Below are 14464 nucleotides of genomic sequence, written 5' to 3' on the forward strand. Positions count from 1 at the left end.
GTACGCATGAGTAAAGTCATTGAAGTGGTGGAAGAACTTGTATCCCCAATCGTTCAAGACATGGGCCTTGAGCTTGTTGATATTGAATACGTAAAGGAAGGAAAAAGTTGGTTTCTCCGTATTTATATTGATAAAGAAGGCGGGATTGACATTGAGGAATGCGGCATTGTCAGCGAACGGCTGGGCGAACGCCTGGATGAAGTTGACCCGATTCCGCACAATTATTTTCTTGAAGTTTCTTCTCCCGGAGCAGAACGCCCCTTAAAAAAGGAACAGGATTTTGAACGCGCTGTCGGGGAAACGGTATTCGTTAAAACATATGAAGCCGTTGACGGAGAAAAAACTTTTCAAGGGAAGCTCCTTGCTTTTAATAAAGAAACATTAACACTAGAATTAAAAGTAAAGACAAGAAAAGTTGAAAAAGAAATACCGTTTGACAAAGTGGCACAAGCACGCCTGGCCATCGAATTTTAAAAAGGATGCCGAAAAAGAAGCAAAGCGGCTGCAATAGGAAAGCTTCAAATATTAAAGGGGGATCAAATTTCCATGAGCTCAGAATTAGTAGATGCTCTTACCGTGTTGGAGAAAGAAAAAGGCATTTCGCGCGATGTGTTAGTTGAAGCGATTGAAGCTGCGCTTGTCTCAGCATATCGCCGTAATTTTAACCAAGCGCAAAATGTAAGGACAGATTTAAATCTCGCTAACGGCACAATCCGGGTTTTTGCCCGTAAAGATGTAGTCGAAGAAGTGTTCGACTCAAGGCTTGAAATTTCACTTGAGGATGCCCACAAAATAAATCCTTCCTATGAAGTGGGTGACGTCGTTGAAATCGAGGTCACTCCGAAAGACTTCGGCCGGATCGCTGCGCAAACAGCCAAACAAGTTGTTACACAGCGTGTCAGGGAAGCAGAGCGGGGGATTATTTATAATGAATTCATCGACCGCGAAGATGACATTATGACAGGCATTGTCCAGCGCAAAGATGCCCGTTTCACTTATGTCAGCCTCGGAAAAGTCGAGGCACTTCTGGCACCGGGTGAACAGGCGCCGAACGAAACATACCATCCGCATGACCGGATTAAAGTGTATATTACAAAAGTGGAAAAAACAACAAAGGGACCGCAAATTTTTGTATCCCGTACACATCCGGGGCTGTTGAAAAGATTATTTGAAATTGAAGTGCCGGAAATCTATGACGGCACTGTTGAAATCCGTTCTGTGGCGCGTGAGGCAGGAGACCGCTCAAAAATTTCCGTCTATACCGACAACCCTGATGTTGATGCGGTCGGGGCATGTGTCGGCCCTAAAGGTGTCCGCGTCCAGGCGATCGTCAATGAACTCCATGGTGAAAAAATTGATATTGTCAAATGGTCTGACGATCCTGTCGAATTTGTTGCCAATGCATTAAGCCCGTCAAAAGTCCTTGATGTGATTGTCGACGAAAAAGCGAAAGCAACGACAGTGATTGTGCCGGATTACCAGTTATCGCTTGCAATCGGCAAACGCGGCCAAAACGCAAGGCTGGCCGCTAAGCTTACCGGCTGGAAAATTGATATCAAGAGCGAAACCGATGCCAGAGAAGCCGGGATATACCCGCATGCCGAAACTGCGCCTTTACAAGACGAAACAGCGTCTGCTGAAGGCAGCGGCCCATTCGATGGAACGAACGAAGAAATCGAATAAGGAGTGGACATAATGGCGACACGAAAGAAAATTCCGATGAGAAAATGCGTTGCAACGGGAGAAATGAAACCAAAGAAAGAAATGCTGCGGATCGTGCGTTCCAAAGAAGGAGAAGTTTCAATCGATCCAACAGGAAAGAAATCCGGGAGAGGCGCGTACCTTTCGAAAGACGAGGCAGCCATCCTTTTGGCAAAGAAAAAAAACATACTTGCAAGCCATCTTGAAACTGCTATAAATGATTCTTTTTATGACGAAATCCTTGCGTTTATTCAAAACGAAAAAAAGGAGAATAAACAAAAATGATGATGGCTAACAGGGCATTTTCTTTACTCGGACTGGCATACCGGGCAGGAAAGGTGATTTCAGGCGAAGAGCAAGTCATGAAGGAAATCCGCGCAGAGCGTGCAAAACTGGTAATCCTGTCAAAAGATGCCTCGGCCAATACGTCAAAGAGAATAACAGATAAATGCCGTTTCTACCATGTCCCTGTACATTTGGCAGAAACACGGGAAATACTTGGGAAAGCCATCGGGAAAGAGGCAAGAGTTGTTGCCGCAGTCACGGATCATGGCTTTGCGCATAAGCTTGCCCAGTTACTCGATGAATCATAGGTGGGGGTGACGATATGAGCAAATTACGTATTTATGAATATGCGAAAGCTCATCATACATCAAGTAAAGAAATTATCACGAAATTAAAACAAATGAATATAGAGGTATCCAATCATATGTCAATGATTGATGGGGAAACTGTAAACAGGCTGGATGCTTTATACGGTGCAAAGAAACAAAACCCGAATCAAAATACGGGTAAACAAAATGCACAGAAAAATCCGGCACAACAGGTGAAATCTGCAAAAACGCAGCCCGCAAACCGCGACCGCAATGCAAATGACGGGAAGCAAAAACAAAAGGGCAATCAGAATCAAAACCAAAGCCCGAACAAAAATCAAAACCAAAACCGGAATCAAAGCCAAAATCAAAACCAGGGCCGGAGTCAAAGCCAAGGACAAAATCAAAATCAAAACCAAGGCCGGAATCAAAGCCAAGGACAAAATCAAAACCAAAACCGGAATCAAAACCAGAATCGCAACCAGGGAAACGGCCCGGCAAGAAAGCAAACACGGAATAACACAAAACCTTATAACCAGCAAAAGAGAAACAAAAAAAATAGAAACGCCAAACCGCAAACAACACCGCCTGTCCAAAAGAAAAAAGAACTGCCGGAAAAAATTACGTTTACAGAATCTTTGACTGTGGCAGAACTTGCAAAGAAACTAAACCGCGAGCCTTCCGAAATTATCAAAAAACTATTCCTGCTTGGCGTTGCTGCAACCATCAACCAGCAGCTGGATAAAGATGCCATTGAATTGATTGCTTCCGAATATGGGGTAGAAGTGGAAGAAGAAGTCGTAGTCGACCAAACCGATTTGGAAACTTACTTTACGGAAGACCGTGAAGAAGACCTTACCGCCCGGCCGCCGGTTGTAACCATTATGGGCCACGTTGACCATGGGAAAACAACGACGCTCGATTCAATCCGCCATACGAAAGTGACCGCGGGTGAGGCAGGCGGCATTACACAGCATATCGGTGCTTATCAAGTGCGTGTCAATGGCAAGAAAATTACATTCCTTGACACACCGGGGCATGCTGCTTTCACTACAATGCGTGCACGCGGCGCCCAGGTAACCGACATCACAATCCTGGTTGTCGCTGCTGATGATGGCGTGAAGCCGCAGACGGTAGAAGCGATTAACCATGCGAAAGCGGCAAATGTGCCCATCATTGTGGCCGTCAATAAAATTGACAAACCGACTGCAAGCCCTGAAAGAGTCATGCAGGAATTGACCGAATACGGGCTGGTTCCGGAAGACTGGGGCGGCGACACGATTTTTGTCCCGATTTCAGCTTTAACCGGTGAAGGGATCGATAACCTGCTGGAAATGATTCTGCTTGTCAGCGAAGTAGAGGAATTAAAAGCAAATCCAAATCGGCGGGCTGTTGGATCGGTCATTGAAGCACGCCTTGACAAAGGCCGCGGCCCGGTTGCCACACTGCTTGTTCAAAACGGAACTTTGCATGTCGGTGATCCGATCGTAGTCGGGCATACATTTGGCCGTGTGCGCGCAATGGTCAATGATCTTGGCCGCCGCGTCAAAGAAGCAGGCCCGTCCACCCCGGTGGAAATAACCGGCCTCAATGATGTGCCGGAAGCCGGCGACCATTTTGTTGTCTTTGCGGATGAGAAAACTGCCCGCCAGATCGGGGAAGCAAGGAACCAGCAGGCTGTTCAGGCCCACCGTAAAGAAACAGCACACATCAGCCTTGACACTTTGTTTGAACAAATGAAGCAAGGGGAAATGAAAGAACTGAATGTGATCGTAAAAGCGGATGTTCAGGGTTCAGTAGAAGCTTTAGCCAGCGCTTTGCAAAAAATTGATGTGGAAGGCGTTAATATTAAAGTGATCCACACGGGTGTTGGCGCGATTAATGAATCCGACGTGACATTGGCCTCCGCTTCCAACGCGATTATTATCGGCTTTAACGTCCGCCCGGATGTCAATGCAAAACGGGCTGCGGAAGCAGAAAAGGTGGATATCCGCCTGCACCGCATTATTTATAAAGCGATTGAAGAAATTGAAGCGGCGATGAAAGGGATGCTTGATCCTGAATTTGAAGAAAAAATCATCGGCCAGATTGAAGTCCGGCAAACGTTCAAAGTATCCAAGATCGGTACGATTGCCGGCGGCTATGTTACAGATGGGAAAGTGACCCGTGACAGCGGCGTGCGCATCATTCGTGACGGTGTTGTCATTTTTGAAGGCGAAATTGATACATTGAAACGTTTTAAAGATGATGTGAAGGAAGTCAGCCAGGGTTACGAATGCGGGATTACCATCAAGAATTATAACGATATTAAAGAGGGCGACGTCATTGAATCGTTCATCATGGAAGAAGTCGAAAGAAAATGATTGGAAGCGTCCAATGTGAATTTCACATTCACGGCGCCCATTCATTAAAGGAAAAGCGGGCCGTCCTGCAAAGGGTGCTGACACGGCTCAAGCAAAAATATAATGTGGCGGCCGGCGAGATGGCTTACCAGGACATCTGGCAGCGAACCGTGATCGAAGTGGTTACGGTCGCTTCGAGCCAGGCCGCTTGCGAAAAAGAATTGCAAAGAGCGATTAAGTTCCTTGACACATTTCCGGAATGGGAGCGTCTCGGGACAAACTATGAATGGCTATAAAATGAGGTGTGACAGATGAGTCTTCGTGCGAACAGGGTTGGCGAGCAAATGAAAAAAGAACTGAGCGATATCATCGGAAGAAAACTGAAAGATCCCCGCATCGGTTTTGTGACGGTCACAGATGTTGAGGTGACAGGGGATCTCCAGCAGGCAAAAGTGTACATCACCGTTCTTGGCGATGAAGAGCAAAGAAAAAATTCACTGGCCGCCCTTGAAAAAGCAAAAGGTTTTATCCGCTCCGAAGTCGGCCAGCGGATCCGTTTGCGGAAAACGCCTGAACTGTTATTTGAAATGGATGAATCGATTGATTATGGCAATCGCATTGATACATTATTGAAAAAGCTGCATGACGGCGAAAAGTAAGGAGTGAAGGAAACTGGATGCTGCATTCAGTTTCCTTTTTTTCAGGATAAGGATTCATGTTTTGATATTGGAAAGGAAGTGGCGCAGATGGACGGGATTCTTCCGTTATGGAAACCAGCAGGGATGACTTCGCATGATTGCGTCTTTAAAATCAGGAAAATCTTAAAGACTAAAAAAGCAGGGCACACCGGAACGCTCGACCCCGATGTCGAAGGTGTCCTCCCGATTTGCATCGGAAAAGCCACAAAAATTGCCGAATACATGACCAATGCCGGAAAAGAATACGTGGGGGAAGCCACGATCGGCCGGTCGACGGCAACCGAGGACAGCTCAGGGGAAACTGTTGCAATAAAAGAAGTGGTGCCTCCGATCCGCCGCGAAGAAATTTTGAAAGTATTGGCTTCACTTACAGGCCGGATCCGGCAAACGCCTCCCATGTTTTCTGCTGTAAAAGTGAAGGGGAAGCGATTGTATGAATATGCGCGGCAGGGAATAGAAGTAGAGCGGCCGACAAGGGAAGTGCAAATTTACAAGCTGGAATTGCTGGATAACCGTACGGTGTTTGAAGGGCCGGCCGTATCTTTTCGTTTCCGTGCAGCCTGCAGCAAGGGTACCTACATCCGTACACTTGCCGTCATGATCGGCGAAAGGCTTGGTTACCCTGCCCATATGTCGCAGCTGACAAGAACGGCCGCGGGCGGATTTACAAAAGCACAATGTGTTTCCTTTGAGGAAATTGAAAGGCGTCTGGAAGAACAGACAATAGACAAAATTCTCTTCCCTTTAGAGGCGGGGCTTGAGCATTTGCCGAAATGGGAAATAAGTGGTACATTAGCAGAGAAAGTGAGAAATGGCGCCGTATTAGAAAAAGATGGGCAATGGGAGAATGAAAACGGGGAAAAGGCAGTTTGCTTCCAACAACAGGTCATTGCAATTTATCAGGTCCATCCCGAAAAACCTCATCTTATCAAACCGGTAAAAGTGATCAGGAATGATTTCTAAACATGAGAAACAAAAGAAGGTGAGAGGCATTGAAAGTAATAACGGTTCATCATCCTCACGCTTTTTGTCCGGGGGATTTTCCTCCGTTCGCGATCGCATTGGGCTATTTTGACGGTATACACCTCGGCCATCAAAAGGTGATCCGGACTGCAAAAGAGATTGCCGGTCAAAACGGTTGGAAAAGTGCGGTTATGACGTTTGAACCCCATCCTTCTGTTGTATTGGGGAATAACAAAGAAGGCATTGAACTCATCACACCGCTTGAGGATAAAATCAAGCTAATCGAAGCACTTGGCATCGATTATTTGTTCATCGTCCGCTTCACATCCAGCTTCGCCAGCCTGCTGCCGCAGGACTTTGTTGAACAGTACTTAATTGGATTGGGCATCAAACATGCAGTAGCCGGCTTTGATTATACATATGGCAAGTTCGGCAAGGGAAATATGGAAAATTTGGCGGAATATGCAAAACAGCGGTTTGCAATTACGGCGATCGGGAAATATGCTGTTGAAAACACGGATGAAAAGATCAGTTCAACGCTGATCAGAGAGAAGATTAAACGGGGCGCAGTCAGTCACGTAAAGAATTTGCTCGGGCGATATTATGAAGTGAAAGGAACTGTAGTCCACGGTGAAAAAAGAGGGAGGCAGCTTGGATTTCCAACTGCCAATATCCAGCTTTCGGAACCGTATATCCTGCCTCCAAACGGTGTGTACATTGTACAAATGAAAGTCGGGAAACATTGGCATAACGGCCTTTGCAGCGTCGGGTACAATCCAACATTTAAGAATCCGAATGAGTATGAACGGACAACAGAAGTGTATCTGCTTCATTTCTCATCAGATATATACGGGGAAGAAGTTGTGGTACGCTGGCTGGACAGGATCAGGGATGAAAAGAAATTTAACCGGGTGGAAGACTTGATTGCCGAAATGAAGCATGATGAACAAGTGGCAGAATCATACTTTGAAAATAATTGAACTGCTACTTGTGTTTCACCCCAAAAAGTAGTATTCTTATACAGTACGAGAACCTATGCTTGGCAAAGCGATTCACCAACGTTTGCTCAGCAATAGGGGATTGGAATTTTTCAGGAGGTGAAAAGGATGGCGATTTCTCAAGAACGTAAAAACGAAATCATCAGCCAATTTAAAATTCATGAGAACGATACAGGTTCTCCGGAAGTGCAAGTTGCTGTATTGACTGAAGAAATCAACAAATTAAATGACCATTTACGTGTCCATAAAAAAGACCACCATTCCCGCCGCGGATTAATGAAAATGGTAGGGCGGCGCCGTAATTTGTTGACTTACCTGCGCAATAAAGATGTGCAACGTTATCGTGAACTCATCAATCGATTGGGCTTGCGCCGATAATCAAATACAAGGTAAAAAAGCGGGATATATCCCGCTTTTTTGCAATGTTCTGGCTTGCATTGCTCCTCTCTTTTTTTCTCATCCTTTCACAGATAAAGAGAACGCGCCGCACGGCTGGTTTTCCGATGTCTGCACTGGCTATGTACATACCGGCATGATGATGTGGATTCCATGCTTTTTGTGGGACTTCTATCTGATGCTTATCTTTTTTGTAAATGTGAAACAATATTAGAAATATGAAAGGAGATTTTTTTATATATGGCACAAGACAAACATATATATACATTAGACTGGTCAGGGCGCCCTTTGACAGTTGAAATCGGGCAGCTGGCGAAACAGGCGAACGGCGCTGTGCTTGTCCGCTATGGCGAAACCGTCGTTTTAAGCACAGCAACTGCTTCAAAAGAACCAAAAAATGTAGATTTTTTTCCGTTGACAGTGAATTATGAAGAACGTTTATACGCAGTCGGTAAAATTCCCGGCGGCTTTATTAAACGGGAGGGGCGCCCGAGTGAAAAAGCCATTTTATCGAGCCGGTTAATTGACCGCCCGATCCGCCCGCTGTTTGCTGACGGGTTCCGCAATGAAGTGCAGGTCATCAGCATCGTCATGAGCGTAGACCAGGACTGCACGCCGGAAATGGCTGCTATGCTTGGATCTTCATTGGCCCTGTCTACTTCCGATATTCCGTTCGAGGGGCCGATTGCAGGTGTCATTGTCGGCAGAATTGATGGCAAATTCCTGATTAACCCGACTGTTGAGCAAATGGAAAAAAGCGATATTAGCTTGACGGTTGCAGGCACAAAAGATGCAATCAATATGGTGGAAGCAGGGGCCAAAGAAGTGCCTGAAGAAGTAATGCTTGAAGCCATTATGTTTGGCCATCAGGAAATCAAACGCCTGATTGAATTCCAGGAAAACATTGTGGCTGAAGTTGGGAAAGAAAAGATGCCTGTCGAACTGTTTGAACTGGATGAGGAACTTGCCGGAAAAGTCAGCGGCATGTGCCGTGAAGATATGATCCAGGCCATCCAGGTGCATGAAAAACATGCCCGTGATACCGCGATTAAAGCGGTAAGTAACCGCGTGATCGAACAATTTGAAGCAGAAGAAGCCGATGAAGATACGATCAAGCAGGTCAAGCAGATCCTGCACAATATTGAAAAAACGGAAGTCCGTAAACTGATCACTGTGGACAAAATCCGCCCGGACGGCCGTAAAATTGACGAAATCCGTCCGCTGTCCTCAGAAGTAGGGGTCCTGCCGCGCACGCACGGTTCCGGTTTGTTTACACGCGGCCAGACACAGGCGCTAAGCATTTGTACACTGGGGGCTTTAGGCGATGTGCAAATTTTAGACGGACTGGGCATTGAAGAATCCAAACGGTTTATGCACCATTATAATTTTCCACAGTTCAGCGTCGGGGAAACAGGGCCGATGCGGGGGCCGGGCCGCCGCGAAATCGGCCATGGCGCGCTCGGTGAACGTGCATTGGAACCGGTGGTACCGGATGAAAAAGAATTCCCGTATACCATCCGTTTGGTTTCGGAGGTGCTTGAGTCAAACGGTTCAACATCACAGGCAAGCATCTGCGCTTCAACGCTAGCAATGATGGATGCCGGGATTCCAATTAAAGCCCCTGTAGCCGGGATTGCAATGGGCCTCGTTAAATCAGGCGAACATTATACGATTTTGACGGATATTCAAGGCATGGAAGACCATTTGGGCGACATGGACTTCAAAGTTGCAGGTACGTCCCAGGGTGTTACCGCGCTGCAAATGGATATCAAGATTGACGGCCTCTCAAGGGAAATTTTGGAAGAGGCTTTGCAGCAGGCCAGAAAAGGCAGAATGCAGATTTTGCACCATATGATGGGGACGATTTCCAAGACCCGCAGCCATTTGTCCAGATATGCACCAAAAATTTTAACGATGAAGATTAATCCTGATAAGATTCGGGATGTGATCGGGCCAAGCGGCAAACAAATCAATAAGATTATTGATGAAACAGGCGTAAAAATTGATATTGAACAAGACGGTACGGTGTTTATCTCTTCCACCAATGAAGAAATGAACAACAAAGCGAAGAAAATTATCGAAGACATTGTCAGGGAGGTTGTCGTTGGACAAGTTTACCTTGGCAAAGTCAAACGGATTGAGAAATTCGGCGCTTTTGTGGAAATTTTCCATGGCAAAGACGGGCTTGTTCATATTTCCGAACTGGCCGAGGAACGCGTCCGCAAAGTCGAAGATGTCGTCAATATCGGTGATGAAATTCTCGTGAAAGTAACGGAAATTGACAGCCACGGCCGCATCAACTTATCGCATAAAGCCGTTTTAAAGGAACAGCGGGAAAAAAAAGAAAATAAATGATGATGAAAGTCAGGGCACCCTGGCTTTTTTTATGCCTTTATTGAATGTACTGCTATTGTTCTAGCCTGTCCCTTTTATTCATATTTTTAAATGAAGGGGGGAAAATAACTTGGACAAAGCAAAACACTTGATTGCAGCAGCCCTGATTGCTATTCTAGCATTGTTGCTTGTGGAAAATCCGCTGACAGACCATTACATAAGCAAACGTTCAGCAGTTGCGGCTGAGCAAAACAATCTGTACACCAACATTGAACAAGCGGCAAAGCAATATAACCGCCCTCCCCAGGATGCAAAAATTGACCCGGTTTGGAAAGCCATACCCGGTTACAACGGGGTGCAGGTGGATAAAAGGGCGTCTTATCAGAAAATGAAAAAAGACGGCCGTTATGATGAACGTAAATTAGTATTTAAACAAGTCCCTCCGGATATCCATTTAGAGGACTTAAAAGCCGCCCCTGTGTATACGGGAAACCCGGATAAACCGATGGTCGGGTTTTTGATCAATGTGGCATGGGGAAATGAATATTTGCCGGCTATGCTAAAAACTTTAAAAAAGCATAATGTCCATGCGACCTTTTTTTTAGAAGGGCGCTGGGCAAAGGAAAACCCGGAGCTCGTCAAGCTGATTGCCGGCGGAGGCAATGAAATCGGAAACCATTCCTACACCCACCCCGATTTAAAACGGTTGTCTGCCGCCCAAATCAGAAAACAATTGGAACAGACAAACCGTGTTATCAAAGCGGAAACAGGCGAAAAAGTTAAATGGTTTGCCCCTCCGAGCGGAAGTTACCGGGACGAGGTGGTAGAAATTGCAAAATCCATGAAAATGGGGACGATCATGTGGACGGTGGATACGATTGACTGGCAAAAACCGGCACCGGATGTGATTGTGCACCGTGTCATGTCAGGGGCCAAATCCGGTTCGATGATTTTAATGCACCCGACCGCATCAACCGCGAAAGCATTAGAGCCCATGATTGTCCAATTGAAAAAGAAAAATTTGCGCATCGGCACCGTTTCAAAATTGCTGGATGAAGAAAGAATTGTAAAGAACGAAGACGGAAAATTCATCAGCGAACCGGAGTAGAGATCACTGCATCGTGCAGCAACTTTTTAGGGTATGAAACGCACAAGGAGGTACAAACATGATTCAAAAATACACTTGCAAAAATGGCTTGAGAATCGTGCTGGAAGAAATTCCAACCGTTCGTTCTGTTGCAATCGGCATCTGGATCGGTATCGGCTCAAGAAATGAAAATGAAAAAAACAATGGGATCTCCCATTTTTTGGAGCATATGTTTTTTAAAGGGACGGAAAAAAGAAGCGCCAGGGATATCGCCGAGTCTTTTGACTCGATCGGCGGCCAGGTGAATGCTTTTACATCAAGAGAATACACCTGCTTTTACGCGAAAGTGCTTGATACCCACGCGCCGATCGCCCTTGACCTGCTTTCGGATATGTTCTTTCATTCAACTTTTTCAGAAGATGAAATGGCACGCGAGAAAAATGTCGTAAATGAAGAAATCAAAATGTATGAAGATACACCGGATGATATTGTCCACGATCTGCTTGGCAAGGCCATTTATGAGAACCATCCGCTCGGCTATCCGATTTTGGGTACGGAAGAAACTTTGGCTTCTTTTACAAGTGAAGACCTGCACCAGTATGTACACGATATGTATACGCCCGGCCGTGTTGTTGTATCGGTTGCGGGAAATGTCGGCCAATCCTTTATTCATGATATTGAAGCACTGTTCGGCTCATATGAAGGCGGAAGCGGCGGGGAAAAAGGAAATGCAGCTGTCTTCCATACAAATGATCTTGCCCGCAAAAAAGAAACCGAGCAGGCGCATCTTTGCCTCGGTTATGAAGGCAAGGCAATTGGCAGTACGGGGATTTATGATCTGATCGTTTTAAATAATATTTTAGGCGGCAGCATGTCATCACGGCTTTTCCAAAATGTCCGCGAACAGCGCGGGCTTGCCTATTCTGTCTTTTCATACCATACTTCTTATAAAGACAGCGGGATTTTGACGATTTACGGCGGGACTGGCGCAGACCAGCTGGATGAACTTTTCGATACTGTTCAGGATACGCTGAAAATGCTGAAGGCAAAAGGGGTAACGGAGAAAGAAGTGCGCAATTGCAAAGAGCAGTTGAAAGGCAGCCTGATGCTCAGCCTTGAAAGTACGAATAGCCGGATGAGCCGCAATGGGAAAAATGAACTGCTTTTGAAGAAACACCGCTCTTTGGATGAAATTGTTGAGCTGATTGATCAAGTAAGTGTAGAGAAAGTAAATGACTGTGCACAGAAAATCTTTTCCGGCCGTTTTTCTGCCTCACTGATCAGCCCGGACGGCAGAATGCCAAACGGGCTGTCCTGATCCGGCATATATCCCGTACTTTCTAAATAAAATGGAGATAGGCAGATAAGGCCGCCGCCATTTGAAAGGGAAAGAGGGGAAGAAAATTGCGTCTCAGTGAATTAAGCGGCAAAGAAATGGTTGATTTTAAAAAAGCGGAACGGCTCGGGGTATTGGGGCAGACTGACCTTGAGATTAATGAAACAACAGGTAAAGTCGAAACACTGATTATCCCGGCCGGACGCCGTTTTAAAAAACAGGGAAATGAAATCCGCGTTCCCTGGAACCGGATCCGGACCATCGGCACAGACATGATTATCCTTGAAGTGCCTGAAAACCAGTACAGTTATTAAAAAGGCAAATAAAAAGTGCCGGAATTTCCGGCATTTTTTATTTGCCTTTTTTCACCGAAAGCCTGCCCCGCTCATAAGATGTGTAGAAATGACCCTTTCATCATTCGAAAAAAGAAGGTGAAGAGACACATGTTGACCGGTTTGCAAATTGCAATAATCGGCGGGGATGCGCGGCAGTTGGAAGTGATCCGCAAACTCGCGGACCTGGATGCGAAGATTTCATTAATTGGTTTTGAACAGCTGGATTTTGTCTATTCCGGTGTCACAAAAGAAAAGTTTAGTGATGTTCATTTTGCTGAAATGGACTGTGTCATACTGCCGATTACGGGCACAAACACAGAGGGAAAAGTGGAGTTGATTTTTTCAAACGAGGAGGTTGTTATAACAGAAGACATCCTATTGGAAACGCCTCCATATTTTACAATTTATTCCGGCATCAGCAATGCGTACTTAGACGGTCTTGCCAAAAAAATGGACCGGCGCCTGGTCAAATTATTTGAACGGGACGATGTCGCCATCTATAATTCGATTCCAACCGTGGAAGGAACGATTATGATGGCGATTCAGCATACGGAATTTACGATTCACGGTTCCAATGTCGCCGTGCTTGGTTTGGGAAGAGTTGGTATGAGTATCGCCAGGGCGTTCCACCATTTGGGTGCCCATGTGAAAGTCGGGGCCAGAAAGAGTGAACATTTGGCAAGAATTACGGAAATGGGGCTTGTACCTTTCCAGCTGAATGAGCTTGAACAGGAAGTAAAAGACATCGACATCTGTATTAATACGATCCCGCAATTGATTGTAAATGCCGCAGTCATCCAAAAAATGCCCACCCATACGCTCATACTCGATATTGCTTCAAAACCGGGGGGAACCGATTTCCGCTATGCCGAAAAACGGGGAATTAAAGCGCTGCTTGCACCAAGCCTGCCGGGAATTGTTGCACCGAAAACAGCCGGCCGGATTCTCGGAAATGTGCTGGCCCGGCTGATTGAAGAAGATGTATTAAATAGAAAGGAGCCTTCATGATGAATGTAGAAGGAAAAAGAATCGGCTTTGGACTTACAGGTTCCCATTGCACGTACCAGGCAGTTTATCCGGAGATTGAAAAACTGGTTGCAGCCGGGGCAGAAGTGATACCCGTCATAACATATACGGTCAAGACGACGGACACAAGATTTGGAAAAGGCGAAGAATGGGTGGAAAAAATTGAAAAAGCGACCGGCCATAAAGCCATTGATACGATTGTGGACGCAGAGCCGCTCGGTCCGAACCTGCCGCTTGACTGTATGGTCATTGCGCCGTTAACAGGCTTTACAATGAGCAAACTGGCAAATGCGCTGACAGATTCGCCGGTGCTCATGGCTGCAAAAGCGACTTTAAGAAATTTGAAACCGGTTGTACTCGGCATTTCAACGAATGACGCGTTGGGATTGAATGGCGTAAATTTAATGCGGCTGATGGCAACCAAAAATATTTACTTTATCCCTTACGGCCAGGATGATCCGGTAAAAAAACCGAATTCCATGGTCGCACGCATGTCCAGCCTGCTTGATACGGTTTCCTTTGCGCTCGAAGGAAAACAAATCCAGCCTGTGATTGTCGAAAGGTTCCGCGATTGAACGGTGCTGCCGGAAAGCCCATCCGGATTTACCGCAAATGGAGCAGGACAAAGGAAATGCAAAAAAATATAACTGTAAAA

General features: G+C 45.9%; 16 protein-coding genes. All 16 read left to right on the top strand.

What is annotated here, in order from left to right; translation table 11 throughout:
* Window positions 1-6: 6 nt before the first annotated feature.
* The 16 genes from rimP to C232_RS0100615 all read left to right on the top strand — a co-directional run bounded on the left by rimP (window position 7) and on the right by C232_RS0100615 (window position 14384).
* Entirely contained in the window at window positions 7-474 is a 468-nt protein-coding gene (rimP, locus tag C232_RS0100540) for a ribosome maturation factor RimP (protein WP_018660116.1), read from the top strand.
* A 72-nt stretch (window positions 475-546) separates the two neighbouring features.
* A complete protein-coding gene (gene nusA, locus C232_RS0100545; RefSeq protein WP_018660118.1) occupies window positions 547-1683 on the top strand; it encodes a transcription termination factor NusA in 1137 nt (378 codons plus the stop codon).
* Between the two features lie 12 nt (window positions 1684-1695).
* The gene (gene rnpM / locus C232_RS0100550; protein ID WP_018660120.1) at window positions 1696-1986 is read left to right on the top strand and encodes an RNase P modulator RnpM; all 291 of its coding nucleotides are present in this window, start codon (window positions 1696-1698) and stop codon (window positions 1984-1986) included.
* The gene (locus C232_RS0100555) at window positions 1983-2294 is read left to right on the top strand and encodes a YlxQ family RNA-binding protein (RefSeq protein ID WP_018660122.1); all 312 of its coding nucleotides are present in this window, start codon (window positions 1983-1985) and stop codon (window positions 2292-2294) included. Before rnpM ends, C232_RS0100555 begins: the two co-directional genes overlap by 4 nt.
* Before the next feature lie 14 nt (window positions 2295-2308).
* Window positions 2309-4657 (top strand): translation initiation factor IF-2, encoded by a 2349-nt coding sequence (gene infB / locus C232_RS0100560; RefSeq protein WP_018660124.1) that lies wholly within the window; start codon window positions 2309-2311, stop codon window positions 4655-4657.
* A complete protein-coding gene (locus C232_RS0100565) occupies window positions 4654-4932 on the top strand; it encodes a DUF503 domain-containing protein (protein ID WP_018660126.1) in 279 nt (92 codons plus the stop codon). The genes infB and C232_RS0100565 overlap by 4 nt, the downstream gene beginning before the upstream one ends.
* Window positions 4933-4947: 15 nt before the next feature.
* On the top strand, window positions 4948-5295 hold the full coding sequence (gene rbfA, locus C232_RS0100570) for a 30S ribosome-binding factor RbfA (RefSeq protein ID WP_018660128.1): 348 nt from the start codon (window positions 4948-4950) through the stop codon (window positions 5293-5295).
* A gap of 87 nt (window positions 5296-5382) precedes the next feature.
* The gene (gene truB / locus C232_RS0100575; protein WP_018660130.1) at window positions 5383-6297 is read left to right on the top strand and encodes a tRNA pseudouridine(55) synthase TruB; all 915 of its coding nucleotides are present in this window, start codon (window positions 5383-5385) and stop codon (window positions 6295-6297) included.
* A 29-nt stretch (window positions 6298-6326) separates the two neighbouring features.
* Window positions 6327-7277 (top strand): riboflavin biosynthesis protein RibF, encoded by a 951-nt coding sequence (gene ribF, locus C232_RS0100580; protein WP_018660132.1) that lies wholly within the window; start codon window positions 6327-6329, stop codon window positions 7275-7277.
* A gap of 126 nt (window positions 7278-7403) precedes the next feature.
* Window positions 7404-7673 (top strand): 30S ribosomal protein S15, encoded by a 270-nt coding sequence (rpsO, locus tag C232_RS0100585; RefSeq protein ID WP_018660133.1) that lies wholly within the window; start codon window positions 7404-7406, stop codon window positions 7671-7673.
* A 258-nt stretch (window positions 7674-7931) separates the two neighbouring features.
* Window positions 7932-10046, top strand: a complete 2115-nt coding sequence (gene pnp / locus C232_RS0100590) for a polyribonucleotide nucleotidyltransferase (RefSeq protein ID WP_018660134.1) — start codon at window positions 7932-7934, stop codon at window positions 10044-10046.
* 109 nt (window positions 10047-10155) lie between these two features.
* Window positions 10156-11133, top strand: coding sequence for a polysaccharide deacetylase family protein (locus C232_RS0100595; RefSeq protein WP_018660136.1), 978 nt, complete (start codon window positions 10156-10158; stop codon window positions 11131-11133).
* Window positions 11134-11191: 58 nt separating this feature from the next.
* Entirely contained in the window at window positions 11192-12430 is a 1239-nt protein-coding gene (locus C232_RS0100600; protein WP_018660138.1) for a M16 family metallopeptidase, read from the top strand.
* Window positions 12431-12516: 86 nt separating this feature from the next.
* Window positions 12517-12762 carry a YlmC/YmxH family sporulation protein gene (locus C232_RS0100605; RefSeq protein WP_018660140.1) on the top strand — a complete coding sequence of 82 codons (246 nt, stop codon included), beginning with the start codon at window positions 12517-12519 and terminating at the stop codon, window positions 12760-12762.
* 129 nt (window positions 12763-12891) lie between these two features.
* Complete coding sequence (dpaA, locus tag C232_RS0100610; RefSeq protein WP_018660142.1) at window positions 12892-13791, top strand: dipicolinic acid synthetase subunit A; 900 nt, start codon at window positions 12892-12894, stop codon at window positions 13789-13791.
* Window positions 13791-14384 (top strand): dipicolinate synthase subunit B, encoded by a 594-nt coding sequence (locus tag C232_RS0100615; protein WP_018660144.1) that lies wholly within the window; start codon window positions 13791-13793, stop codon window positions 14382-14384. Before dpaA ends, C232_RS0100615 begins: the two co-directional genes overlap by 1 nt.
* Window positions 14385-14464 lie beyond the last annotated feature (80 nt).

Source organism: Heyndrickxia acidiproducens DSM 23148 (assembly GCF_000374345.1).
GTDB lineage: Bacteria > Bacillota > Bacilli > Bacillales > Bacillaceae_C > Weizmannia > Weizmannia acidiproducens.